The sequence below is a fragment of the Rhizobium sp. BK619 genome (assembly GCF_014195245.1).
Lineage (GTDB): Bacteria > Pseudomonadota > Alphaproteobacteria > Rhizobiales > Rhizobiaceae > Rhizobium > Rhizobium acidisoli.
On the sequence record NZ_JACIBH010000013.1, the window covers coordinates 144102 to 170323 of the forward strand.

Below are 26222 nucleotides of genomic sequence, written 5' to 3' on the forward strand. Positions count from 1 at the left end.
TCTTCAGGATCACAGATAAAAGGATTGCCTGCAACCTATGAGACGCCCTATCATCAGGTGGATAGGCGGCCGTCGATACAATCACGGGCATAGAAAATACCGGCGCGACCGAAAACAACGGCGCTGGCTGGGCGGCGGCTCCCGCTAACGGCTAGTTTCATAGGGCGCTAATCAGCTTCTTGGTGGAGACGTCTAGCTTCGCCTCATTATAGGTCGGGTTGCTTGTGTTTTCGGGATGGTGAATACAGTGGCGCACGTATGTGCATTCTGAAACTGTTTGCGACTTCCCGGCGCGCACCCATATATGGTCACTCGGAATGCCTTTGCCCGACAAGAAGCGGTCAACGTCTTCGCACTTTAGAAGATTGTGCTTGTCTTGAAGGTAGCCGTACAACTCATTGTGGAAGTCCACCGTCGGCATGGCGAAGGCTTTGAAATTGACCTCGCCAAACGACGGGCTCCATGGAAACAGGCCTCCGCCTGCTTGTTGTTCCACTTCGATCCCGCCCGTTGCTGTGGACGAAAACACATTCGTCGTTCCGAATTTCACCAGCCTTTGGAGCAAATATGGGGAATGGCTACTGACGACAATTTGGCTGGTCTTGGCTTCTTCAAGCAGGAGGTCGGCCAGCTTCTTCTGGGCAGTCGGATGCAAGTGCATCTCAGGTTCGTCTATCAGCAGTATCTTGTCGCCCTTTGCCGTGTCGGAAAGTAGACGCTGAAGCAGCAAGGCCAAGACGAGTTCGACACCCGAACCAAGGCTCCGAGTTGTGACTTGCTGGATTTGGTCTTCGGCCCGGACAGCAAGAAAAGCCGACGAGAACGGCTCCAATAGGGACAACAGTTCTAATCTGAGGTTCTTGAAATGGGCATTGTCGAAGAAATCACTGAATTGTTCGCTTAACTTGGCACCCGTTCCCTTCTGCGCCGTGTCCAGCGCCCAAACGAAAACTTCCTTTGTGACCTTAGAAGCGTAATCCGCGCTCGCTTCTTCCTCGCGGAGCTTCTTCTGGTATCGCCAGTTCAGATCATCGCAGATCGCATCGAATGTTGTACGGTACGTGCCGCTTACCAGATGGCGGGCGCGGTTCTTGTCAAAGTAGAAGACGTTGACGCCGTTCGGACCGACCTTGCCCGTGTCGAGCGTTAGTTCGCGCGGGTCCACGTTCTTTGTGTCGCCTGTCCTGGTTTGCAGGTGGGGCTGTCCGTCGCTTTCGTTGTAATAGGCGTTCTCGTCCAATGAGAAATGGCTTTTCGCTGAAATTGTCGACGATAACAGTTTGCCCGGCTGCTTCCTGTCCCTCGGTTCGGCAGAGAATTTCAACCCTACGCAGTTGAAGTATTTCCCCTTGTAGTATTCCAATTCTGATTTGATGCTAAACCTATCGGTTTTTCCCGCTATTGAAATGGGCTTCACGAAGTCGTTAAAGTCTTTGATGCTCAGCTTATTTTCGGCTTTGTATCGTCCGCCGAACAGGTAGTCTAATGCCTCAAGGGCCGATGTCTTCCCTGTTCCGTTGTTCCCGACAAACAAGGTTAGACCGCTGCCAAGGCTACCGTTTGGCACCGCCAAATTGATCGTCTCCGCAGAGAAGCAGCGGAAGTTGTCGATTGAAAGTTCGCGTATAAAAGCGGGGCCGTCGTACATCCGTGCTCCTAGAGATGAGAGACCTTCGCTTCCAGCATGCGGTAATGCTCGCTTTGCCATCCGTGCAACTTATGGTAATGAGCCATGCAAGTAAACTATATCCACTAACCTTTCTCACGGAATAGGAAGCGGATTGGTTTCTTTAATGGTGCTGGTTTCGCCTCTCTATTCGTTTAGACTCTCAGTAGGAGGGCGGTAAGGTGGAGTCAGAAGCTGGAATGGGATGGAAATGGCAACGGTAAAATTCTTCAAAGTTGAAGACGATACTGCAATTCTCTTCGGGGCAAACGGGACAGCGCTTACGGCAAGCCTTGCAGCCGTTGCCGGAATGATCTCGAATATTAAGTTCCCAATTCCCACTTTCCCGATGTGGATATATTTCCTCGGGCTCATTTTCGCCTTTGGTTCGAAGATGGTAATCATGATTTACAATGGGGACATTCTGGAGAGAGAGAAGAGCCAGGCAACCCGAGATTTCTTGCTTGAGATTAAAGACGGCCCCAATCTGGATGACGCATTGAAAGCGGATTGGGACACGAGTTGGAAGATGATGGATGGCAGACGAAAAATTTTGTTGAGCATCGAGACCGCTGAACGAATGAATTACTGGCGGTCCCTACTTTTCTTCGCCTCAGCACTCTGCTTTCTAATAGCCACTTCCAGCGTCATTTGGTTTGTGGGAACCAAGGCGAGCATTTGATCGTTTGTATCGCTACGCTGACGAGTAAGACCGCATCAATCTGTCGATAAAGTATAGCTTTGCGGACATATTTGCGTGTCCTATAGGGCTGAAATGCCCAATCGGATAGCGCGGTGGTCGCACAGAACTTCTATGGTCGCTGATTGTCGAAGCCCCAGCGATTGATCTTGCGGGGAGCCCAGGGGTGAGAAGTTCAAACGACATCACGATGACCGGCGCGATCACCGCGCAAATCCATTCACCATACCAAGACACCGACCATAAACGACAATCTCACAACCTGACTAGACAACCTCGATATACCACCCGGCCGCCCCATTGATTTCAACCTTCCTTAAGCGACCGCTGATTAGCGTGCCCTCTGAAATCGAGGGCCTCTTCCATGTTTACCGTTCTGACGTGCGTTACCGAGCAGCATGATCTCACGCTGGTCGGGCTTGCGGGTCTGATCTGCTTTCTCGCAAGCCATTGTGCGCTCGTTCTGCTGCATCGGGCGACCTTGTCCGATGGCGCGGTCCGGTGGGTGTGGCTGGTGACGGCGGGGGCGGCGGGCGGTTTCGGCATCTGGGCCACGCATTTCATCGCCATGCTGGCCTACGATCCCGGTGTCGTCGTCGGCTATCACGCCGGATTGACGCTGGTCTCGCTGCTGGTCGCGATCGTGGCGACAACGGCGGCGGTTGCCGCCAAGATCGCCTATGATAGATGGGTGGCGAACGTCCTGGCGGGCGTGCTCTTCGGCGTCGGTATCTGGTCTATGCATTTCGCCGGCATGTTGGCGATCGAATTCCCCGGTGAAATCTCGTGGGATACGGGCTTCGTGACGGCCTCGGTCGTTCTCGGCGTGGCGTTTTCGGTCGCTGCCTTTCGATTTGCCGGCCGGAGCGGCCGGTCGACGTTGGGTAAGCTGGCGCCGACGGTTCTCCTGACGCTTGGCGTCGTTGCCCTGCATTTCACCGCAATGGCCGGGATAACGGTCATTCCCGGGATCACGGCGCTCAATCCCGCCATGCTGCTTTCGCCGGCGCTGATGGCGGTGACGATCGCCGCCGTCACCTTTTCGCTGCTGGCGGCGGGTTTTGCGGCTGCCATCTTCGCCGTGCGCTCGCAGGCCAAGACGGCCGGGGCGGAGCGCAACTTCAAGCTCCTGGTGCAGGGGGTGACCGACTACGCGATTTACATGCTCGATCCGGATGGCAAGGTCAGCAACTGGAATGCCGGCGCCGAGCGCGCCAAGGGCTATAGCGCCGACGAGATCGTCGGCAAGGATTTCTCGCTGTTCTATTCTGAGGAGGATCGCCGGAAGGGCCTCCCGCAGCGGGCGCTTCAGACCGCCCGCACTGAGGGCAAGTTCGAGGCCCAGGGGTGGCGATACCGCAAGGACGGCTCCTCCTTCTGGGCCCATGTCGTCATCGACCCGATCTATGACGAGGCCGGCGAACTGATCGGCTATGCCAAGATCACCAAGGACAACAGCAAGCAGAAGGCGGATGCCGATCGGATCGAGGAGGTCACCCGCAATCTCGACGTCGCGCTCGAAAATATCGGGCAGGGCATCTGCATGTTCGACAAGGACGAGCGCCTGTTGCTTTGCAACAAACGCTATCTGGAAATCTTCAAATTCCCCGAGGGATCGGTGCGTCCTGGCATGGTCTACCGTGAGATCGTCGACATCGGCTATGCCGCCAATACGGAGGATCCCGACGAGGCGGCCGCGCGGGCCGAGGCGCATTATACCAGGAACATGGCGCTGATCAGATCAGGCGCCGGCAGCGCGGTTCACAAATATCCAAGCGGCATATCCATCCAGCAGAATGTCAACATCCTGCCCAATGGCGGCTGGGTCGTCACCTTCGAAGACATCACCGATCGGCTGAAATCCGAGGAGCAGGTCGCCTTCCTTGCCAAGCATGACGGGCTGACGGGCCTGCCGAACCGGCTGCAGTTCGGCGAGAGCGTCTCGGAGGAAATGATGATCGCCGACCGGGTGAGGGGCAACGTCGCCGTCATCGGTATCGATCTCGACAAGTTCAAGGAGATCAACGACCAGCACGGGCACGGCACCGGCGACAAGGTGCTTGTCGAGCTGGCGCGGCGTCTTGACGAAGCGCGGCAGGAGGGCGAGTTCATCGCCCGGTTCGGCGGAGACGAGTTCGCGGCGACCAAGCGCTTCGATGAGCTGAGCGCGCTCCACGATTTCATCGCACGGCTGGAAGGCGCGCTGACCGGAACGGTCACGATCGACGGCTTCGAGATCAAGACCGGCGCCAGCCTCGGCGTGGCGGTTTATCCGAGCGACGCGGCAGGCGTCGACGGTCTTCTCGCCAATGCCGACCTTGCCATGTACCGCGCCAAACAATCCTTGCTGCAGAAGGTCTGCTTCTACGAGGCTGCCATGGACGAGCATGCGCGCCGCCGCCGCTCGCTCGCCAAGGACCTCTGGGCCTCGATCGACCGCAGCCAGCTGCATCTGCACTATCAGGTGCAGAAATCGGTGCGGACGGGCGAGATCACCGGCTACGAAGTTCTGCTGCGCTGGCGGCATCATGAACGCGGCAACATCCCGCCGATGGATTTCATCGGCCTTGCCGAGGAATGCGGCGCGATCCTGCCGATCGGCGAATGGGTGCTCAGGGAAGCCTGCCGCGAGGCGGCGAGCTGGAACAACGGTCACAAGATCGCCGTCAACCTGTCGCCGATCCAGCTCGGCCATGCCGATATGGCCGCCATCATATCAGAGATCCTTCTGGAAACCGGTCTGAACCCGCGGCGCCTCGAAATCGAGATCACCGAAAGCTCGATCATCGTCGACAAGGACAAGGCCTTGCGGACGATGCGGCAGATCAAGGCGCTCGGCGTCTCGATCGCCATCGACGATTTTGGCACCGGCTATTCGTCGCTGGAAACGCTGCGCTCCTTCCCGTTCGACAAGATCAAGCTCGACAAGAGCTTCATGGCCGAGGTCGAAACTAGCCCCCAATCAAAAGCAATCGTCCGCGCCATCCTGGCCCTTGGCCGCAGCCTTGAGGTGCCGGTGCTCGCCGAAGGCGTGGAAACCCAGGCGCAGCTCGACACGCTCTTGGAAGAGCAGTGCGACGAGGCGCAGGGCTACCTGCTCGGCAAGCCGCAGGCGATGGGCGAGCCGGCGGTTGAGAAGGCGGCTTGAGGCGGCGATACGCCTGTCCGGTTCGCACCGATAACTGCCCCTCACCCTAACCCTCTCCCCGTAAACGGGGCGAGGACTCGCCCTGCGAGACGTTGGCGAGGGACGGAGAGGTTGCCGCATATCCCCTTCGCCCCGCAAGCGGGGAGAAGGTGCCGGCAGGCGGATGAGGGGCTGCCCCCTCAATCTCCAGAAATTGCTCAAAAAAAGAGAGCATTCCGTTACTTAAACAAAGACGGAAATGCTCTCATAGTCTGGTGCGCAACATAACCGATTAGCTGCGCACCTCACGCAACCCACTGGTGGCTATTCGTCTGACGTCGCCGGCGCGGCGTTTTCCAGCGAGGTGCGGATTTGATCGATCTTACCGTTCGCATCGCCCACGCCCAGAATGGTCTTCGCTTCAGCCAGGACCGCCGGGCTCACCTGACCGGATTTCGTTGCGGAAGCCAATGCGTCCTCCAGCGCCGCATCCCCGAGCAGAGGATCGGTCGCTGCGGGCTCGATTCCGTTGTCGATTTCATACTGGGCATAAGCCACTGCATAGGCCGAGATGGCCGTCATGCGTGGGTCCGAGGTATGTATCAACGCCCTGTAATTCCGCTTCAAGGAGTTCAGGCCCGCAAGCTGCGCCGAAAGGTTTTTCTCTTTTGTGACCCTGTCTGTTTTTGCCGACTTCGACTTGCCTTCCGCTTCGGAAGATTTGCCTTTCAAGCCTGTCGATTTGGAGCCGCTATTGGTTGAACCTCTGCCTTGGTTGTCGCTGTGGCTGCCGCTGTTTCCATGGCCGCCACCATTGCCGCCGCCGTTACCACCACCGTTGCCGCCGCCATTGCCACCACCATTTCCGCCGTCCTTCGCCAGCGCGGCCATATCGATACCGGCAATCGTGACCGGGCCTGCGGCAAGAGCCAGCGAGAGCACAGCCAGAGACGCTAAGGTTGCTATCCGCATCGTTTTCCTCCGGATCAGATCAATAGGCGCCGTGCAGTTTCACGACGTAAGCAGTTGTTAAAGATTAAACCGCGATCGCATTCTGCACATCGGACTGAGGTCTGGTGCCGGGCCACGGCTATGGTCTTAGAAGAAACGCCGGCTAAGCTGACTTGATGAGGGTGGAAAGGTGTGCCGGCCCGATGAAACATCCTCATGAAGTCAGTACGACCGAGGTGCCGGTATTGTTTGGTTCGGTTGGTGGATCGCATTCCACGGCAGGCTCTGCGCCGTGAATAGCTCTTTGTGCTCACCCCGCCCTCCGTCATGCTCGGCCTTGAGCCGAGCATCCACACCGCACCCACCGGCACTCGTGGCATGGATCCTCGGCTCAAGGCCGAGGAAGACGGAGAGTGGGGTTGGCTTTTCAGCCAAACTCCCCGGCACAAAGCAGAGAGTTAGGTGCCTTGAGACGCAGACACGCCGCGGCTGATTCCTGTGACATCCCTCGGTCGAAGCCCGAGGACTGGTAAGGAGGAGAGGTGAGTGCCTGATGAGCATCTGTGACGCGGCGAACCTGGGGGCGACGCGGACGGATCGTTTTGGTGGGGCATGACCGCAGGCCGGTCGCAATATGCGGTGCACTACCTCTCATCCCTCATTCCTGTCCTCGTCACAGGAATCCAGCCACGGCGCGTCCGCGCCGTGAATGAATCAAATCGCAATGGAAAAGTCTCTCGCGCCCAAGGACTTGGGCGCACTGGATTCCTGTGACGAGCACAGGAATGAGGGCAGAGAGGTAGCGCCTTGAGACGCAGACACGCCGCGGCTGAGGGAGAGAAGGTTCTTCGCCCCCAACTCACGCCAAGCGCAAATCAAGAAGCGGATGCAGCTTTTTAAGGTTCGGCAGGGATTTGGCTTGCCAGGGATATTGGTGCGTGCCTTTGACGATGAGCAGCAAGTCGCCCATTTTTCTGGCTTCGATCGTCAACTTGGCCAGGAGATTTATGCCGGAGGAATTGAGGAACTCGAGACCGGTCAGGTTGAACGTCACCTGTTTGTGCCCGTCGTGGAGCAGGCCTGAGATCAAGGAATAAATCGGTGCATAGGCGTCCGGTCCGGCCAGCCGGAAGACGCCGTCGAAATAGACTTCGTTCTGTTCCGCCCATACACGGAAGTTTTCGTCGCTGATTTCCATTCTTCGCTCACGGATTGGAGGAGGGCGGCATTGCCACGGCTGCAGTCGTCGTCAGGATAATATGCTCATCATTATTCTCTTCGAATGCCCATGCCATTTTTGCGTCGTAATCACTTAAAAGCGTCAGCAAGCCCAAGCCGGAACCGCTTGCAGACGATATGGCGTTGGTTTCGATTTGCTCAAGAAGAAGTTCGCCGGGATCCTTCGATTGCAGGCGATGCAGCAGCTGCTGAAAGCGCGAGGCTGTCGCGCCGTCGATGGTGTTCTTTACCCGTATCAAGAAGCTCCCCTCGGATATGCCGGCTTCAATGAGGATTTCTCCCGGCAGTCGAAACTTGACGGCGTTTTCGATCAGCTCGTTGCTGAGGTAGCCGATGTCATGATGCGCCTGCATGTAGTCTTTTTTCGAACGCGAAAAGGGTAGCGCCATGACCTCAGCGATGAAGTCGGCCGTCATGCCCGAGTGCTTCCATCCAAGCTGAAGCGGTCCATCGGTCAAGGTGAGGCGCGTGCCCGAATCCAGGCTTATGTCAGTCAGAGATTCGATGCCGAATACCGTTGGCGCCATGTCTCACCTATGCCGTACTGCGAGAAGCGTGATGTCGTCGTAGATCTTCTGCGATCCGATAAAGAGCATGAGTGTCGCCACGATTTCGGAAACGACTTTCTCAGCGCTCAGATTCCTCAGGCGAACGGCTTCGCAGCACAGCCGGTCCATGCCGAACAATTCTCCGGCGTCGTTTTCGGCTTCCGTGACGCCATCCGTATGCAAGAGTATGAGATCCCCCTTTTCGAACGCGATTTCACGGGTTTTGATGAAGGCCGAGATATCGGCCTCCAGCCCGATCGGTATGCCCAGATCCATGGTGTCTATGCGTTCGACCTCGCCGTTCGCCCTGACAACGACAACTTCCTCGTGTTGTCCCGACAGGATCATCTCTTTTCCGTCGTAGTCAAGAAACGCCAAAGTGAGGTGCTTATCGATTTTCGTCCTGACGATATTTTTAAACAGGGCGCTGTTCAGATGTGTCAGAAATTCCACGGCATCGGTGTTGCCGGCTTCCTGCAGGGCGCGGGCGACAGACTGAACCATCAGCATCAACACGCCGCTTTCCAGCCCGTGTCCGGTGACGTCGCCGATGCCAATCTTCAGCCGGCTGCCATTCTTCAAGACGTCGTAATAATCGCCGCCGACTTCTTCCGCAGGTCTCATATAGGCGGCGATCTCGAGCGCCTGAAAGTCCTCGAGCTCCTGATCCAGCGGAAGCACCATCAGCTGGATTCGTTCGGCGACGGCGAGCTCCGTTCCAAGACGTCTGTTTTCTCGCTGCAGCTGTGCGTTCAGTGTCGAAATCTCTTCCTTGGCATCTTCGATTTGAGCGGTGCGCTCTTCGACGAGCTGCTCGAGATTTTCGGTGTGATAGCTGATCTCTTCGGCCATGCGATTGAAGGCTTCACCGGCTTCGCCGACTTCATCCTTGCTCGATATGGCCACCCTGACCGAATAATCCTTCGCCTGGATGCGTTTGGCAGCACCGGCCAAGGCGCTGATCCCGCTGGTTATTCGTTTCGAGGCCGCAAAGACCGCGATCGTCACGATCAGCAGCGACATCAGGATCGCCAGAATTTGATAGAGGACGATCCGGTTCGTCGCTTCGGAAATCTTGGCCTGGGCCGCATAGAGCGAGGCATCGATTTCGCGCTCGGGCACGACCACCCCAAGCAGCATCGCCTCTTGCCGAACCGGGCCACTGACCCAGAGATTGGTCGCAGGCAGTTTCTTCACGATAGCGATATAGGGAACCTCGTTGCCGTCCTGCTGCAACAGCAAGTGTTGGATGCCCTGTTCGCGGTCGAGGGCCAGTTTGGCGATCGCCGGCTGGGAGCTTCCCTTCAGGGAGCGCTCCAGGCCGGTCACGCCGGTTCCGCTCGCACCGCTTGCGGACCGCAGGCCGAGGGTTTTTTCGCCGGTGCTGTTGATCGCGACGACATTGCCGTCGGACATGGCGAGAAAGCCGAAGCCGGATTGGGCGACTTTGACATTTTCAACCGTCTGCGCCAGCTGATCGAGTGTGATGTCGGCACCGGCCGTTCCGGCCACATCCTGCCTGTCGGCTGTCCATAGGGGATGAAAGAAACTGACGATCAGCTTGCCGGTAATGGCGTCCGTATAAGGCGCTGTCTGGGTGATGTCGTCGGCGACCGGCCGCGTCTTCATATCCTTGGCCCAGCCCTGCCAGGATTCGTAAAGTCCGGGGAAAAAGAAGTCCCAGAAATTGGCCTCGTTATGGCCGGGATAAAGGCGGTCGAAGGTCTGGGCCTGGTCGGTATAGGGCGCCGTTCTGAAGATCGGCCGTTCTTTCGAGCCGATGTAATACATCTGCAGCTTCGAAGCACCGTGCTGCAGCAGGCTCGGCGCAACAAGATCCAGAACCGCGCTCGTGCGGATATCGCTCTCGACGTCCGGCCTTGGCTGCCGGTCTTGTCCAAGCAGGTAACCCCAGACGCTCACGACCGAGACCGAGCCCGGCGCGTTCTGAGACCACTTCCCCTGCGGATCGTAGGAAAGGCTGACGCTGCCGGGAGATGTGCGGGAGATTGCCGCGCCGACGTCCGAATTGCGCGCGGGATCGTCGATCTGCGCCTGCAGCACGCCGGCGAGCGTACTGACGTCGCTATGAACCTGCCGCAGCAGCAAACTCACCTGTGACGCGGTCGAATCCGCATAGGTGCGGATGTACTCCTGGCTTGCCGCTTCGAGACCCTGGCCGACCTCGAGCGTTGCGTCGCGCGACAGCCTCTGAACGTTCCAAAGCGCCAGCCCGCCGCTGACCAGCAGGTCGAAGAGGACGGCTCCGCCGACGACCAGGATGAACTTTGCCCGAAAGCCTATTCCTGCCGGTCTTTTCAGTGATCGCCCCTCCATCATTGTGGCTTTCGCCCGGAAGCCGCCCAGATCGGCCAGCCTGCATAACCTTTGGGGTGAAGGGCGGCAAAGACGTGATCCTTGAACCCTTGCCGGAACCTGCGGATAAAATCCACCGAGTCGCCGCGCCGGACCGCCATCTCACCGGCATAGACATTTTCCCAGGCTTCGATGATGTCGGCGAAGTCCTGAGGATCCCCGTCGAGGTTCGTCACCATAAAGCAATCGACCTTGATGGCATCGAAGCCCGCATCGGCAAGGAGATGCCGGCTTTTCGGCCCCATCTCGACATCCATGTCGAAGTGCCTGAACAGCTTGGCGACTTCCTCGTACGTCCATTTGATCGTTTCCGCATGCGGCTCGCCCAGGCAATGCGAATTTTTCTCGTTGGTGATGTAGACACGGCCGCCGGGCTTGCAGATGCGGTAAAGCTCGCGCAGCAGCATCTCGGGGCGGTTGAAAATCTGCAGCGAATGCCGGCAGGTCACAAAGTCGAACTGATTGTCCCGAAGCAGCATCTGAGAGGCGTCGCCATAGGTATACTCGATCCCCTGCAGATCGAAGTCGGCGGCGACCCTGCGGGCATAGTCGAGGCTGCGTACGGAATGATCGAGCGCCACCAGCCGTTCGGGTTTGAATTCCCGTTGAACCAAAGCGGCGAAATCCCCAATTCCGCAACAGATATCCGCCATGACAAGACCGTTGCGCAGGCCGTGGCGCGGCAGCAGCTCGCGTTCGTGCCTCCATGTCATTTTCGTCTGGGTGCGCAGGATGGGAATGAAGCTCTCATCCTCGACAAAGGTCTGGCCCGGATAAAACGCCGAATCATAGACTTCTACCGAAAGGTTTGGCTGTGATGTCGCCAAGGTCTGGAACAATGAGGTCGACCAGGCCACCACGCTCGACGTAATGATGACGATCTTCCGTTCCGGCCTGGTCCGGCAGTGCGCCGTCAGAATATCGGAAAGAGCTGTAAAGGCCGTCATGTTGATGTGCGTCAGACGTTTGACGTTCAGGTAAACGACGCCGCTGTATTTTTCCAAACTTTGCCGCACCAGCCTGAGTGCATCGGCAATCTCGTTTGCACTTTCGGGCCGCATCTTGCCGGACAGCAGCAGTTCCTGATTTGTCGGATCGAAATGGACGGTGAAGGGGCGGGCAAGCAGGTTCATTGGAAATCCTCGGCCGCGGGGAAATCCGCGATGATCTGCATTCCGTCAGCACCGTCTTGCTCAATTCGGATAGCGGCGCGGAATATGGTGGCCAGATCTTTGAGCAAAATCGCCCCGTCGGACTTCAGCTCAGGCCCGGCGCCCGGGAGAGGCTGGCGTTCACTTGGCCCCATGCCAGTGCTTTCGCGGTCCTCGCGGGCAAAGGCAATTCTCAGCCGGTTGGACGTCGCGCCACGATAGAGACTGAAACTTATCCTTCCCGGCTCACCCGTCGAGCGGAAGGCAAGTTCAACGAGTTCGTTGGCCGCGACGGAAAGAAAATTCGAATATCGAGCCGGGTCGCTGTGACCTTGGCCGAGAATGTCGGAGAGATATTCGGTAATCCTGTCGCAAAACTGCCACTGAGATTTGAACGTCGCAACATTCAGTTCCAGCGATACCATCGGCGCCAATGGGTGGTCATCGAAGCCAGATGCTTGCTCTTCCAATACAGCCTCCATCAGTTTGTCTGGAGCGTCAGATGCCCTCAAAAAAGCACGGCGAAATATCTCTCGTTTGCTATACCAGCGCGTGGCTCACCGATGTTTCAGCCCGGTCGATGAATTCGCCGATCGCCTCGACCGGAAGCGGCCTGCTCACCAGATAGCCCTGAAGCCTGTCGCAGCCCACACTGTGCAGCCATTCCGCCTGAGCCGGCGTCTCGACCCCTTCGGCCGTCACCTGCATGTCGAGGCCATGTGCGAGGTTGACGACGCAGCGGACGATCGTCTGGCTTTTCGGATCGGTTTCCAGATCGGTGATGAAGTATTTGTCGATTTTGATCGTGTCGAAAGGGAATGTCTTGAGATAGCTGAGCGAAGAATATTCGGTCCCGAAATCATCCAGCGAGATCCGTATCCCCAGCACGTTGAGCGTATTCAGGGTGTCGATGTTATTGACGGTGCGCTCAAGCAGCACGCTTTCGGTGATCTCAAGCTCCAGACGCTCGGGCGGAAGTCCGACCAGGTCCAGCGTCTGCGATATGCGATCCGTCAGGCCGCTCGTCAAGAATTCCGCCGCCGAGACATTGACGGCCACGATGTAATTCTCAGGCCACTTCATCGCTTCGCGGCATGCCTGCTCCAAAACCCATGCGCCGATGTCAGGCATCATTCCATCGGCCTCGGCCATCGGAATGAATGCCGCCGGTGGAATTTTTCCAAGTAGCGGGTGGTGCCATCTCAGCAACGCTTCGAACCCGACGATGCGGCTGCCTTCGGCAAGGGGTTGATATTCGACGAAGAATTGCTGTTGATCCAACGCCATGCGCAGGCTGCGGCGCAGCAATTCGCGTTGCTCCAGCAACTCAAGCATTGCGGCATCGAAGGCTTTTGCCCGGCCGCGCCCGTCTTGCTTGGCGGCATAAAGTGCGAGGTCGGACGCCTTCATCAGCTGCTCCGGATTGGTTCCATCCGGAGGAGCGGTGGATATGCCGATGCTGGTGCCAACAAACACCGCGATGCCATCGATCGTGAAAGGCTTTTTGAATGCGGCAACCAAGGCTTCCGCCAACCGATGCGCTTTGGCCGGATGTCCCGAGCCCCTGGAAATAACGGTGAATTCGTCGCCGGCCAGTCGGTAGGCTCGGTCATCGCTGGTCAGGCAGTCTTGAATACGCCTTGCGGCAAATTGAAGAAGCTTGTCACCGGCTGGATGCCCAAGTGTGTCGTTGACGGGCTTGAAATCGTCAAGGTCGAGCTGCATCAGAGACAGGGTCTCGTCCGAGCCTGCGGTCTCCTGCAGCAGCACAGCAAGATCGTCGCTGAACTGGCGTCGGTTCGGCAGTCCCGTCAGCGGATCGTGGGTCGCCAGGTGCAGAAGGGTCGCGCGCTCATCGTCGACAAGCTCATCGGAGCGAACCACGGCAAACAGCTCTCCGATCCGATAGATCGTCAGCCCGTGTGCGCCCGGCCCGCCCAGATCGCCCGATATTCGCAACGGCTGGGCACTGTCATCCAAGGAGCGGAAAGCGAGCGTAATCGCCGATTTGTCCAGCTGTGGAAAATGCTCCCAAAGGGACGTGGCCGGTTTGACGGATGCAGGCAGCTCATTGCCCAGCAAATTCTCGACGGGATTGAAGTCGCGGTCAAAGAACAAAAGCCGGTCGATCGAAGTCGAAGCTTCTGTCTGTGTTTGTCCGAGGGCCGAGCTGGCCGCACGAATTTTCCGCATCTTCGGGCCTCTCCCAGTCGAGTGTCCTAACCAGATATCGTAGCAAATCAACTGTCGCACAACTTGTGCACGTCAAGATTTACATTAGGCACCCCTGATTAACAATCCCAAACCTCTGCCGACAGGCTTACGATTTTGGGCACACTGCACTGATCCAACAGGGGATTTGCAGATCGGGACGCTGATGTCAGGCGGTGGCAGGCCAGAGCTCATGCACAAGCTGCCGCAGCGTAAGGGCCTCAGCCCATCTATCGGTCGAGTCGTTGCCGTCTCTGCCGGTGATCGCATAGGGTTTGGGACCCAGCTCGCAGGTAAAGATCAGCTCGGCGTCCTCGGCGGCGCGGGATCGCCAGTGGCGAAAACCATACTCCCACCACTCGAGGAAGAGATCGACCCAGGGCCGGTGGTGCGGAAAGGAGATCTCGATCTGCACCTGTTCACGCGAGGCAATCCGGCCGTGAAATGCGTGGGCGTTCTCCAGGATGCGTCGGATCAGAGCGTGGTTTTCCTCATCGACCGGAAAGGCGAACTCGCGGCCGACGAGGAAATGCGACAGGTCGGCCAGCAGCGGCAGGTCGGGGCGCTGATCGAGCAGATCCAGTGTAAAGAACAGGTCCGCAGTCATCCTGTCGCGATGCGTTTCGATGAACACGGGAATGCCGGCATCTTCAGCGAGCCGCATCCAGCCGTCGAGAAGCGGCAGGCAGGCATCGACACGGCGCGGGCGGATATCGGGTTGCAGGTTGATGTGGCTGACCGGAAACTCCGCGGCCAGTTCCAGCGGCAGGCGCAGATCGTCGATACAACAAGGGAAGCAGACACCCTCGATCTTCAGGCCAGTGCCCCGGATGGCCTTGTTGAGGGCAACGACATCGCCGCGGTTGGTGTAATGCGCGCTGATGCCGTCGAAGCCCGCCGCGGAGATCATCGCGATGTTCTCGTCGAGTGTGCGCTCGATCCCATCCGTGTGCCGGCGCTCCATGGCCCAGAGCGATTGGAAGATCAGCAGCCTCTGTGTCATGCGGCCCGCGCGCTCTTCAGAAGCATTTTGAGGTTTACGCCCGGGTCTGCCAGTTCTGCGGGGCTGGGGCTGATGCCTGCGGCAATCAGCATCTCGGCAAGCTTGATGTCCCTGGCGAGGCTATTGCCGATGCCAAGGCCGGCGGCTGCCACGAGGCGCCCGCCATCGAAGTAAAATTCGAGCTCGCCTTCCGCGGTCGAACGTTGGACGGTTCGATGGGTGGGCTGCGGCAGTCCTGCCACCTGGAGGCCGAGATCGTACTGGTCGGACCAGAACCAGGGGAGGGCGCTAAAAGTCTCGGCGCCGCCGGCCATGTTTCGCGCCGCGGTTTCGGCCTGCGTCCTGGCGTTCCGCCAGCTTTCATAGCGAACATGTCCGCCACCCGGCTCAGCCACCGCCGCGCAATCGCCTGCGGCGAAGACGTTTGGTGCGCTGGTGCGAAGACAGGCGTCCGTCAGAATTCCGTTGCCGGTGGCCAGTCCCGCTGCTTCCGCCAAAGCGATGTCGGGCACCACACCGATCGCGCTGACGACGAGATCGGCATGCACCAGGCTGCCATCGGTCAGGGTGACGCCGCCGTCGCCGATTGCCGTCACGCCTCGATCGAGGTGAAAGCGCACACCTTCCGCAGCATGCCTGGCGTGCAGCTTTTCGGCAAAGCGGGCAGGGACGGCGCGGCCCAAAGGTTTCTGTGCGGCTTCGATCACGTTGACCGCGACGTCCTTTCCACGGAGCACCGCTGCAAGTTCCATCCCGATCAGACCGGCGCCGATGATCGCCACGCTCCGGCCCGGCGCAACACGGGAGAAGATCGCTTCGGCCTCAGTGTGGGTGCGGAAGTCGAGTGCATGCGTTGCACCGGGGCAAGTGAGTCGTCTCGGCCGCGCGCCGGTCGCCAGAAGCAGCTTGTCGTAGCGCAGCACCCGTCCGTCGCCCAAACCAACCGTTCCGGCTCCGGCATCCAGCTCGGCGGCCGACAGGCCCCTGAGATAGGCAATGCCGCCCGCTTCCAGCGCGTCCGCCGCGCAGATCAGCTTCATCTGTACCGCATCGTTCAGGGTCTTCGACAGGGGAGGCCGTTCATAGGGCAGATGAGGCTCGGCTCCGACCAGCGTGACGGGCCCGGAATAACCGGCTTCACGCAGCGCAAAGGCTGCCCGGGTGCCAGATTCGCCCGCACCGATGATGACGATACCGTCCATGTTTTCTCCGTGGAAAGAGCGGCCGGCGCTCGTGAGGACATAAAAACCAACGCCTGAAGCGCTGCGCAGGTCTGGGCGACATGCATCAAGCCAGAGCCACGCGAACCTCTCCGTCGATCACCTCTGCCGGATAGGTTTTCAGATTTTCGCAGGCGGGAAGCCTGAGGGCCTCGCCGGTGCGATAGTCGAAGGCGCCGGAATGTTTCGGACATTCCACCTCGAAATCCATGACCAATCCGTCGGCGAGATGGATTGCCTCGTGGGTGCAGAGGCCGGCGGTGCAGTAGACGCTGTCATCCGGGCCACGGTAGATCGCATAGGTGCGCCCGCCATGGTCGAAGCGGATGGCGCCTTCCTGTTCGATGTCGTCGAGTTTGCCAGCTGAAACCCAGGTCATTCGGCGGCTCCCCCGACTTCCAGGCGGGCCTTGCGGGCCGCGAGTTTTTCCTTCCGCCTGCGGTAGCGCTCCTGCATCTGCGCTTCGCCCTCGGGCGAGCCGTCGTGCCAGGTGCCGAACCATTTATCGAGCGGGATCAGGGCGTCGCCGTAGTTCACCTCGAAATATTTGTGGTGGAGGTAATGCGCATAGGCGTGGCTATCGACCAGTTGCTCCTTACCGATCTCGACCTTGTCGAAGCCGACATGGCCGGGAATTGCCCCGAAACCGGCATAATGCAGCTGGTAGAGCATGAGGATCGGGTTGGAGGGCAGGAACAGATGGTAGAACGCCGTTCCGAAATAGAGCAGATGCTCGATCGGATGCATCGACAGCGACGACCAGGGCGAGGGGTTCACCGAATTGTGATGCACCGAGTGCACCGATTTGTAGAGCAAAGGCGTGTGGATCAGCCGGTGTATGCAGAAAAAGTGGAACTCGTGAATGATCGGCACCACGAGCGCGACGAGCGCCAGCGTCCATGGGTTTTCCGCAAAACTCAGCCACGGCGCGTAGCCATTGGCATAGGCCCAGAGCATGCCCACCTCGACGGCGGTCCAGATCGTCACGCCTGACAGGAAAGTGCGCAGCATGTTGTCGAGGTTCTGGCGCTCGAACCAGAAGGCGTTGCTCCTCTGGTCGGCCGGGAACTTGCCATTGTACTTGAAGCGGTTTTCCTGCCGCTTCAACACGTAGAGATGCAGTTCGAAGGCGCCGTAGAATAGGAAGACCGCGACGGCGTTCACCGCATAGAGCCATGCGATCCAGCCAATCCTGAATGATGTCATCGTCTCCACGGGCGGAATGACCCAGGCCCAATAGGCGAGCGCAGAGACCGCGAAAATCAGGTTCCAGGGAAAGAAGTAATGCGGCAGCCATTTCAGGACCGCCACCAGCCGCGGCGGAAAGGCGAAAAGCGGCGCAGTCTCCACCGGCTGGTCCGGCGCCCAGTCGCCGCGCTTGTTGCGCTTGCCGAATTTCAGATCATCCATTGGCATCTCCTCCGCCCCCGCATCTCTCTGCTGATTAGCAGGGACGCCGGTGAATGCCGAAGCCTTCCTTGATCTGATTAGATCAAAGCCCTTCCTTGGTGATGGTAATAAAACGGATCGGTGCCTGGTCCGGTTTGATATCGGTCAAGCCAATGTGGCGCAGGATCAGATCGAGCGATCGCCTGGCCTGCGCCTCGGGCGCCTGGTCGAGGACTACATCCATGATACCGTCCTGCAAGGCGCTGCGCGTATAATCTGTGAGCTCGTGCCCGACGAAGAAGATGCCGCGTTCGCGCGCATGCCGCCGCAGCACAGCGATCAGCGCCGAATTGCCGCCGCCGGCATTATAGAGGCCGGCAAGGTCCGGATACATCCGCAAGGCCGAGGACAGGAGTTCAGCGCCGAGATGCTCTTCGTCGAGACCGAAGCCCAGATATTGGAAGCTGGTGGCGCCGGGATGCTCGAGAAAATAGTCCGAAAAACCGCGGATGCGGTCGCGGTGCACCTGATAGATCGGATGGCAGATCGCAAAGACGGGACCGGTCCGGCGTGCCATTCGGCTGATGAAGAGCGCTGCCGTCCGGCCGGCGGCATAATTGTCGATGCCGACGAATTCGCCTGTCCGTTCCGAGGCGCGGGTGACGACGTGGACCACCGGCAAGCCTTGGGCGCTGACCTTCTCGACGGCCGCGCCGATCAGCGGGTGGTTGGGCACCGCCAAGATCAGGCCGGCGCGCCGCAGGCCGGCCGACAAGATGCGGCGCGCGATTTCTTCCGGCTTCATCTCTTCGGTAAAACTGCGATGTACGATGACCAACGGGTCGAGGGTCGCCGCGATCCTCTCGAATGCTGCGGAGAGCCGCTGATAGAAGGTCGTTTCCGGACGGACCATCAACACCTCTATGCGCAGCAGGCCGCGATGGGTGTCCGGGAGCGTGCGGGGATAATCCAGCGCACGCGCGGCAATGATCACCTTCTCGACCAGTTCCGGGCGCACGCCCCCGCGTCCGTTCAGGACCCGCTCGACCGTGGCCGTCCCGACGCCGGCATGGCGGGCGATGTCCCGATAATTCGGCTTGCTCACTTTTCAGGTCCCTGGAATGGCGAATGCGGTCGATCGATCCTATGGCCAATCCGTCCTTCTTCATACACCCGAGCCTCAGAAGTCACAGAAGCTGATTGGCCGATACCAATGGCGGAAGGGAGAGCTTGTATCGCGGGTGCAGTCGATCTATGATTTCTGCCAATTCAGCATGAGATTGCAGGCAGTATTTCACCGTTAAACCGGACGCGGGAGAGTTTGTCCTCCGGCCGGCCGAAGGAGCTGGGCAATGAAAATTCTCATGGTTCTCACATCGCATGATCAGCTGGGAAATACCGGAAAGAAGACCGGCTTCTGGCTAGAGGAGCTCGCCGCCCCTTATTTCGTCTTCCGTGATGCCGGGGCCGAGGTCGTGCTCGCTTCGCCCAAAGGCGGTCAGCCTCCGCTTGATCCGAAGAGCAACGAGCCGGCGTTTCAAACCGAAGACACGCGACGGTTTGAACGCGATCCGTCGGCAACGGCTGCGCTTGCCAACACGCTGAAACTGTCCGACATAGACCAGGCCGATTACGACACCGTATTCTTCCCCGGCGGCCATGGCCCGCTCTGGGATCTGACGAACGACCGCAACGCCCACACGTTGATCGAGGAGACGCTTGCTGCGGGAAAACCGCTGGCGCTCGTCTGTCACGCGCCGGGGATCCTGACCAAGGTCAAGGCTCCGGACGGCGGGCCGATCGCTAAGGGTCGAACGGTGACCGGCTTTACCAATTCCGAGGAGGCTGCCGTGCAGCTGGTCGAGATCGTGCCCTACCTGCTCGAAGACGTGCTGAGAGAGCAGGGGGCGAAGTTTTCGACGACGGAAGACTGGGCGGTGCATGTCGTCCAGGACGATCAGCTGATTACCGGGCAGAACCCGGCCTCGTCGAAGCAGGCCGCACGCCTGTTGCTGCATGCGCTGGGCAAGCAGGATGCGGCCTGAGGCGTAGGGGCGAGCTCCGCCGCCGATCTTGAAACGGATGAAGGACCCCGGCATGGGTAGGAAATATACGGGAAAATGTGCTTGCGGCGCGGTGCAATTCGGCTTCGACACAGATCCGACCTTCGTCGCGGACTGCCATTGTCTGGATTGCAAGAAAGCCTCGGGCGGCGAGGCGGCCACCTTCTTTGCCGTGCCGCAGGATGATTTCACCCTGACTGCCGGCAAAGCCAAGGCGTTTCACTACATCGCCGATTCCGGCAAGGGGCTCGATCGCAACTTCTGCGCCGATTGCGGTGCACGGTTGTTCAGCAGCAACCTCGAAAGCTTTCCTGGTCTGGTCTTCGTCACCCTTGGCAGCCTGGATCGGCCTGAGCTGATACAGCCCGGCGTCGAGATGTTCACCAAACGGCGGCTGGCTTGGGCAACGCCCCTCCACCTTCCGCAGTTCGAAGGCATGCCGAGCTGACGGCTGCACGGCGCCAAGCGATTTTTCTTGAAGAAAAGATCGATCCCGTGTCGGATCGGCGAAGGCTTGTCCGTCCTTAGCGCGTTCATTCCACCACAAGGGATCATCACCATGCCGAACACCATACGCCTGCATCGCGTCTTCGCGACCAGCCCGGACAAGGTCTATCGCGCCTTCATCGAGGCGGATGCGCTTGCCAAGTGGCTGCCGCCGAACGGCTTTCTGTGCACCGTGCATCATTTGGAGCCGGTCGTCGGCGGCACGTTCAGAATGTCGTTCCGCAACTTCACCACCGGCAACAGCCATGCCTTCGGCGGCGAATTTCGCGAGCTCGTCCCCGGCGAACGCGTCCGCTACACCGACAAGTTCGACGATCCGAACCTGCCGGGCGAAATGGAAGTCACTGTGACGCTGAAAAAGGTCTCGGTCGGTACCGAGGTTGATATCACCCAAGCAGGCGTGCCCGACCTCATCCCGCCGGAGGCTTGTTATCTCGGCTGGCAGGAGTCTCTGAAAAACCTCGCCAGGGTGATCGAGCCCGATATCCAGGAATAGCGCGATTGCGCCAGGGCTGCCGGGGCTTTACGCCGGCGGCCCAAGAGAGCCCTCAGGTGGGCTGCCGGAGGATGCCGCGTTTGGCCAGCGCCGCACGCGCTGCGGTGGCTCCCCACTCTTCTGAAAGGTCATGCCCTTCGATCTCGGCTTCGGCGATCGGCGTCGCGCGGATCAGCGGCGCGGCGCCGAAAGGCAGGCCGTCGATCCGGTCGGGGTCGCGGCTGAGCATGATCCGAGTCATCGGGCGGTAGTCATCGGTCAGCCGGCAGAACAGGATGGCGCCGTGCTTGTCGACATCGCGGGCGACGCGATGCCCGTCGGCCACGAGGTCGCCGATGCTGATCAGCAAGTTGCCCCAATTGCCGATCTCCTCCGCATCCATTGTCGCAGCGTTGAATTCCATGAAAAGCTCGCATTCGACACCGTTCTCCTGATCGGATATGCCGGCCCATGGGGTCGACAGTCCGTCGGTGGCAAGCGTCAGCATTTCCGGCGCATGGATGGCGAGGATGCGGCGGTGCGGGCCGAACCATTTCGTCTGGTTATAGATATTGGCCGTCGCACGCTCGACGGCAAAACCCTCTTGCACTAGGCCGCGGCTCTGCCAGAAGGCGCGCCGCGCGGCGGCGGAAGCCTCGTAAATCGGATCGTCGGGACCACGCGGAACGATCGATTGGTCATAGGTGGTTTCGAGGGTCAGCTGCGCCCGCATCAAGGGAAATCTCGGTTTTTTCCAGCGGATCACCACCGTGTTGAACCGCTCCGTTGCGGCCGCATCGAGCTTTTCGACGACCTCCTCGATAATGCCGAACGATTGGGTGGAATCCTGAGTGATATGCTTGCCCTCGGCATCGACATAACCGCCGGTGCGGGAGGAATGGCCGGCCTGCAGGGTGGTGGCGGTCCATTCGGCCCTGACTGCACCCGCCGGCGCCTTGCCGAGTACCGGAGCAAGCTCCCGGATCGCATCGTCGATCGAATAGGATGTCACGTCGCCCCTCCGCCTTCGCCCCAGTTCGTATCCCCCGGCCAGCCGGCCGCGAGCAGAAGGTAGGGCAGAGGCGTTGCCGTTCAATGACGAGTGGGGATGGTGTGGGTACGGGCCAGGCGAACGCGCGGCTGGCGATACCGGCTGGCGTTGCGGCGTGTGCATGCCTGTAGAAGATTTGACAGAAAACGCTCACCCAGAATCCTCATCTCTGTCCTTGGGTCAAAGCCCAAGAACAGAAATGAGGAAGGAAACGTGGATCTCCCGACAACAGTTAGCAGGGATATCGCCACCACGTAAGCGGGCGGCACGCGCCGCTCAATTGCTCCCGTCGTTCGGCCGCGCCTTGGCGCTGTCGTTGCTGCTGTCCGAGGCAGTTTTGCCGTCGGGCTGCTGACCGAAATATGTGCCGCCGAGGTGGCCGCCGGCGCTGGTGTTTTTGACCTGCTGTTCGGCGCGTTTCTGTAGCTCACGGACGTTGGTCTTGCTCATTTTCGGCTCCCTGTTTGAGGTTGCGACCTCGGGACAACCGATGAGGCACGACACTGTTCCATATTTTCTGCGGGACGATCCCGCCGATATGAATGAGGGGTGGATGCGGTAGGGGTCATTTCTGCAAGATCGGCGGCATCCCCTAATGGCGCGCCCGCCTCGTCCTTCTAGGCCCCTTGCGGGGCACCTCAGGATGAGGCTCTCGGGGGGCGGCGTCTTAACCACCGAAATAAGCCGGGTGGTCGATATCAGCGAGCAGGTCCGGCTGGGTGGGCTGCCAGTTGAGGAGTGCGCGGGTGCGCTCGCTCGACGTTGGCACGTTGAAGCCCGCAAACATCGCGAACCAGCCGAAATGCTCAACCGCTTCCTCGCGGGACTTCGAGACCACCGGAACATTGAGCCGCTGCCCGATCACCTCGGCGATCTTCCGGAACGGCACGCCCTCCTCGGCGACCGCGAGGAAGGGGCCGCCCACCGCGCCGCGCTCCAGCGCCAGCCGATAGAGACGGGCGGCATCGAGCCTGTGCACCGCCGGCCAGCGGTTCTGCCCTTCGCCGATATAGGCGGAAACACCCGTGCGCCGGGCGAAATCGATCAGGATCGGCACGAAACCGTGATCGCCGTGGCCATGCACCGACGGCGGAAGCCGGACGGTGGAGGCGCGCACCCCGCGCGCCACAAGCGATACCGCGGTGATTTCGGAGGCGCGAGGGTAGGTCTCGGAGGTCGGCATGGGCGGATCCTTCTCGGTGCCGATGCGGCCCGGCGCATGGCCGAGGCCTGATGTGACCAGCAGCGGACGGCCGGAGCCCTGAAGTGCTTCGCCGACCGCGTCGATAGCGCGACGGTCGAGGGCGCAGTTTTCGGCGAATTTCGAGAAGTCGTGGTTGAAGCCCGTGTGGATGACGCCATCGGCCTCGGCGGCGCCGCGCTTCAGGTTCTCCACATCCTCGAGCGTGCCGCGATGGACCGCTGCGCCGGCGGCCGCCAATTCCTCAGCTCCTTTTTCGGAGCGGGTGAGGCCGAGCACCTGGTGTCCGCCAGCGATCAATTCACTGACGACGGCCGAGCCAACCCAGCCGGTTGCTCCGGTTACGAATACGCGCATGTCAACCTCTCCTGTTTTGCTGGAGACAGATATCGACCGTCCTGCTATCATGGTAAAGTAGTGACATTATCATGGTATAATGACTAACAGGATGAGCGAATTCGTCACTTCTGAAAACCGGCTGGGCGCCTATCTCAAGGACCGCCGTGCCAAGCTTGATCCGGCCGCGCTCGGCTTTGCCGGCGAGCGTCGCCGCACGCCGGGGCTGCGCCGCGAGGAGGTGGCAGGCCGTGCCAATATCAGCCCCATCTGGTACACCTGGCTGGAGCAGGGGCGCGGCGGCGCGCCGTCGGCCGACGTGCTCGACCGGATTTCGCGGGCGCTGATGCTGACCGATATCGAGCGCGAGCATCTTTTCCTCATCGGCCTCGGCCGCCCGCCCGAGGTGCGCTACTGCAGGCAAGACGGGGTGACGCCCAGGCTGCAGGGCGTGCTCGATGCACTGGACCCGAGCCCGGCGCTGATCCGCAACGCCATCTGGGACGTGATTGCCTGGAACCGGGCGGCAACCGTGCTGCTGACCGACTACGGCGCACTGCCGCCGGAAGAACGCAACGTGCTGCGCTTCATCTTCCTCGATCCGCGCGTGCGCGCCGCCCAATACGACTGGGAAAGCGTCGCCCGCTTCGTCGTCGCCGCCTTCCGGGTGGACGCGGCCCGCGCGGGTGCTGCGGCCGAGGTCGAGCCCTTGGTCGAGGAACTCTGCCGCAAGAGCCCGGAATTCCTGGCGATGTGGCGCGACAACGATGTCCGCACCCATGGCGAGGGCGTCAAACACATCAAGCATCCGGTGCTCGGACTGCTCTCCTTCGAATATTCCGCCTTCCAGGTGGATGGCCGGCCGGATCTCAGCATGGTGGTGTACAATCCGGCGACGATGGAGGATGCGGAGAAGATCAGGGGTCTGGTGGGGTGAGAACGCTAGTCGGCTTCTAAGTGCGGGGCCTGATGCGATGCGCACCCGCCTCGTCCTTCGAGGCTCCGGCCTTCGGCCTGCGCACCTCTGGATGAGGCTTTCTTGGGCGTTGGCGTCCATCCTCCGACTGCTGTTGTTGCGGGCGCGGCATTCCCCAGCGCCCCTCATGCTGAGGCGCGCAGCCCGAGAGGGCGGAGCCTCGAAGCACGCGCCGAAACGTTGCTTCTTGCGGGCGTGGAGCGCCGGCGCACCCGCCTCGTCCTTCCAGGCTTCAGCCTTCGGCTTCCACACCTCAGAGCCTATGAATCTTTCGTCGTTTTTACGAGCGCTAAGTTATTGATTTAACTCGCATCGAAAAATCAAAAAATCGATAGATTCACAGGCTCTCAGGATGAGGCTTTCTTGATCTTCGGCCCGGCTGATGTGACGAAATTGTAAATCACTAAAATACCACCTCAGCTAGAAAATCATTTGACCTTACCCTGCAATGGCTGTTTCCTCCCGATCGACGAAGGCGAATGGATCTTGAAGGAGATATCCAGTGTTTGCAAAACCCGTGGCGGTCGATGACTCCCATACCGTCTACGAGAGCGACTTTATCTCAGGCAATCTGCTGGATAACGATATAGCGGCGGCCAACGGCAATATGTTTCTCAACTTCTTCGACGGCGAGAGGATTCTCGCCAAGCAGAGTGGGCAGGTCACCGATATCGAGGGTGAGCATGGGACGTTCCACGTCAAGGCTGACGGCTCCTATACCTATACGTTGAGCGACGTCGCCAAGGCGGGTTTCGTCGATGGAATGACGCTGACCGAGACGATCGGCTACAAGATCTCCGATGGCGCCGGCAATACGGATGTCGGCCATTTCACGCTTGATATTCACGGGGTCACCAGCCCGCCGGTCGCGGTCGACGACACCTTCTCCTTCCGCGAAGGCAGTGAGATCGCCGGCAACGTGCTTGCCAATGATCACGCCGGAGAGGCCGGCACACTCTTCCTGCGTTCGGTCGAGGGCACGAATGTCGGAACTGGCCAGGGGCAGACGACCGACGTCGCCGGCGAATTCGGCACCTTCCATTTCTCGGCGGACGGAAGCTTCACCTACAATCTCGATCCGGCCGTGAAGGCGGGTCTCGATGACGGCGAGCATGTCACGGAGAAGCTCCAATATTACAAGGTCTCCGACGGCGCCGGTCACGCGGATGCCGGCGTGATCTCGCTGACCGTCGACGGCGTGACGGACGGCAAGCCGTTGAACACCAATCATGTCGAGGCACAGGCGGATGTGGTGCGCCCCTTCCTGGACCATTACGAACTCCAGGGGGTCGCGGTCGATCACCAAACGGGCAAGTTTTACGTCAGCTCCGGCCATGGTTTCCCGGATGATTCCATGGTGTATATTTACGACAACGCCGCCGCATTTGAAGCCGACAACGCCAGCGGCGCCATCTCTCTCGGCGAATATGACCGTGGCGAATATGACATCAGTGGAACCTATTTTGCAGTCCGCGGCGGCGAGATCATCGGAAGAACCAACGAGGCCAGAGGCGAAGGTCCTTTCCCCGATCAGACCTATCTCGCAAAATGGGATGCCGCAGACGGATCGCTCGATCAGCAAGGCGACCCGATCCCCGGCCTTATCGGCGAGAATGGCGCGGGTACGTTCGACTGGGGTGGATTCACGGCCGTCAATACGATGCAGGATTCCACAGGCATCTACGTTGTCGGCCGCATCGATGATGCGACCTGGCAGGTCTCCAAAATCGATCCCGACACGCTGAACCCGATCGAATCCAAGACTTTCGCTGCCGGTGGGCTGGGATACGGCTTTGCCGTCGACGGCACGTTCTTCTTCGGCGATTCCTTCGGCAGCGAGCATATCGGCACGGCATTCGATTTCGAAACCGGGGTCAAGACAGCAATCGATGTCAACATCGCCATATCAGGAGACGACTCCACCACCAACGTGGCGTATGACGCTGCGGCGGATTCGATCTACATCACCAACTCTCAGACCGACGAAATCTCCGTCGTGCACAACATCTCGGACATATTGTTCGCCTGACGG

At 59.7% G+C, this 26222-nt stretch carries 23 protein-coding genes; 7 read left to right on the top strand and 16 right to left on the bottom strand.

Annotation, left to right across the window (positions count from 1 at the left end; genetic code table 11):
* Nucleotides 1-157: 157 nt before the first annotated feature.
* Entirely contained in the window at nt 158-1648 is a 1491-nt protein-coding gene (locus tag FHX14_RS24390; protein ID WP_184379212.1) for an AAA family ATPase, read from the bottom strand.
* 229 nt (nt 1649-1877) lie between these two features.
* Between FHX14_RS24390 and FHX14_RS24395 the strand changes: the two genes are divergently transcribed.
* On the top strand, nt 1878-2348 hold the full coding sequence (locus FHX14_RS24395) for a hypothetical protein (protein ID WP_246713445.1): 471 nt from the start codon (nt 1878-1880) through the stop codon (nt 2346-2348).
* A gap of 382 nt (nt 2349-2730) precedes the next feature.
* Entirely contained in the window at nt 2731-5514 is a 2784-nt protein-coding gene (locus FHX14_RS24400; RefSeq protein ID WP_184379216.1) for an EAL domain-containing protein, read from the top strand.
* Nucleotides 5515-5817: 303 nt separating this feature from the next.
* Here FHX14_RS24400 and FHX14_RS24405 read toward each other — a convergent pair whose 3' ends face one another.
* From FHX14_RS24405 to FHX14_RS24460, 12 genes are all read right to left on the bottom strand, one after another.
* Entirely contained in the window at nt 5818-6465 is a 648-nt protein-coding gene (locus FHX14_RS24405; protein WP_184379221.1) for a hypothetical protein, read from the bottom strand.
* Nucleotides 6466-7303: 838 nt separating this feature from the next.
* Nucleotides 7304-7642 (bottom strand): hypothetical protein, encoded by a 339-nt coding sequence (locus FHX14_RS24410; RefSeq protein WP_003593689.1) that lies wholly within the window; start codon nt 7640-7642, stop codon nt 7304-7306.
* A gap of 7 nt (nt 7643-7649) precedes the next feature.
* Complete coding sequence (locus FHX14_RS24415) at nt 7650-8210, bottom strand: hypothetical protein (RefSeq protein WP_003593691.1); 561 nt, start codon at nt 8208-8210, stop codon at nt 7650-7652.
* Between the two features lie 3 nt (nt 8211-8213).
* The gene (locus FHX14_RS24420) at nt 8214-10571 is read right to left on the bottom strand and encodes a SpoIIE family protein phosphatase (protein ID WP_054183374.1); all 2358 of its coding nucleotides are present in this window, start codon (nt 10569-10571) and stop codon (nt 8214-8216) included.
* Nucleotides 10568-11740 (bottom strand): class I SAM-dependent methyltransferase, encoded by a 1173-nt coding sequence (locus FHX14_RS24425; protein WP_184379224.1) that lies wholly within the window; start codon nt 11738-11740, stop codon nt 10568-10570. Before FHX14_RS24425 ends, FHX14_RS24420 begins: the two co-directional genes overlap by 4 nt.
* Nucleotides 11737-12228: a hypothetical protein gene (locus tag FHX14_RS24430; protein ID WP_184379226.1), complete on the bottom strand. Its 492-nt coding sequence runs from the start codon at nt 12226-12228 to the stop codon at nt 11737-11739. Before FHX14_RS24430 ends, FHX14_RS24425 begins: the two co-directional genes overlap by 4 nt.
* Before the next feature lie 70 nt (nt 12229-12298).
* On the bottom strand, nt 12299-13951 hold the full coding sequence (locus tag FHX14_RS24435) for an EAL domain-containing protein (RefSeq protein ID WP_003593698.1): 1653 nt from the start codon (nt 13949-13951) through the stop codon (nt 12299-12301).
* Nucleotides 13952-14138: 187 nt separating this feature from the next.
* Nucleotides 14139-14972: a sugar phosphate isomerase/epimerase gene (locus tag FHX14_RS24440; protein WP_184379228.1), complete on the bottom strand. Its 834-nt coding sequence runs from the start codon at nt 14970-14972 to the stop codon at nt 14139-14141.
* Entirely contained in the window at nt 14969-16174 is a 1206-nt protein-coding gene (locus FHX14_RS24445) for an FAD-dependent oxidoreductase (RefSeq protein ID WP_184379230.1), read from the bottom strand. The genes FHX14_RS24440 and FHX14_RS24445 overlap by 4 nt, the downstream gene beginning before the upstream one ends.
* 85 nt (nt 16175-16259) lie before the next feature.
* Nucleotides 16260-16571 (bottom strand): MocE family 2Fe-2S type ferredoxin, encoded by a 312-nt coding sequence (locus FHX14_RS24450; RefSeq protein ID WP_003593701.1) that lies wholly within the window; start codon nt 16569-16571, stop codon nt 16260-16262.
* Entirely contained in the window at nt 16568-17602 is a 1035-nt protein-coding gene (locus FHX14_RS24455) for a sterol desaturase family protein (protein ID WP_184379232.1), read from the bottom strand. Before FHX14_RS24455 ends, FHX14_RS24450 begins: the two co-directional genes overlap by 4 nt.
* A gap of 82 nt (nt 17603-17684) precedes the next feature.
* On the bottom strand, nt 17685-18686 hold the full coding sequence (locus tag FHX14_RS24460) for a LacI family DNA-binding transcriptional regulator (protein WP_184379235.1): 1002 nt from the start codon (nt 18684-18686) through the stop codon (nt 17685-17687).
* Between the two features lie 247 nt (nt 18687-18933).
* Between FHX14_RS24460 and FHX14_RS24465 the strand changes: the two genes are divergently transcribed.
* The 3 genes from FHX14_RS24465 (at nt 18934) to FHX14_RS24475 (ending at nt 20647) form a co-directional block, all read left to right on the top strand.
* A complete protein-coding gene (locus FHX14_RS24465) occupies nt 18934-19626 on the top strand; it encodes a type 1 glutamine amidotransferase domain-containing protein (RefSeq protein WP_184379237.1) in 693 nt (230 codons plus the stop codon).
* A 52-nt stretch (nt 19627-19678) separates the two neighbouring features.
* A complete protein-coding gene (locus FHX14_RS24470) occupies nt 19679-20092 on the top strand; it encodes a GFA family protein (protein WP_003593706.1) in 414 nt (137 codons plus the stop codon).
* 111 nt (nt 20093-20203) lie between these two features.
* A complete protein-coding gene (locus FHX14_RS24475; protein ID WP_054183381.1) occupies nt 20204-20647 on the top strand; it encodes an SRPBCC family protein in 444 nt (147 codons plus the stop codon).
* A 52-nt stretch (nt 20648-20699) separates the two neighbouring features.
* Here the strand turns inward: FHX14_RS24475 and FHX14_RS24480 are convergent, their stop codons facing one another.
* The 3 genes from FHX14_RS24480 to FHX14_RS24490 all read right to left on the bottom strand — a co-directional run bounded on the left by FHX14_RS24480 (nt 20700) and on the right by FHX14_RS24490 (nt 23235).
* The gene (locus FHX14_RS24480; protein WP_184379239.1) at nt 20700-21638 is read right to left on the bottom strand and encodes a hypothetical protein; all 939 of its coding nucleotides are present in this window, start codon (nt 21636-21638) and stop codon (nt 20700-20702) included.
* A 315-nt stretch (nt 21639-21953) separates the two neighbouring features.
* Complete coding sequence (locus FHX14_RS24485; protein WP_003593709.1) at nt 21954-22127, bottom strand: hypothetical protein; 174 nt, start codon at nt 22125-22127, stop codon at nt 21954-21956.
* 217 nt (nt 22128-22344) lie between these two features.
* On the bottom strand, nt 22345-23235 hold the full coding sequence (locus FHX14_RS24490; RefSeq protein WP_184379241.1) for an SDR family oxidoreductase: 891 nt from the start codon (nt 23233-23235) through the stop codon (nt 22345-22347).
* 91 nt (nt 23236-23326) lie between these two features.
* On the opposite strand from FHX14_RS24490, the gene FHX14_RS24495 reads away from it, so the two are divergent.
* Nucleotides 23327-24151 (top strand): helix-turn-helix transcriptional regulator, encoded by an 825-nt coding sequence (locus FHX14_RS24495; RefSeq protein ID WP_184379243.1) that lies wholly within the window; start codon nt 23327-23329, stop codon nt 24149-24151.
* Between the two features lie 541 nt (nt 24152-24692).
* Nucleotides 24693-26219: an Ig-like domain-containing protein gene (locus tag FHX14_RS24500; protein WP_184379245.1), complete on the top strand. Its 1527-nt coding sequence runs from the start codon at nt 24693-24695 to the stop codon at nt 26217-26219.
* Nucleotides 26220-26222 lie beyond the last annotated feature (3 nt).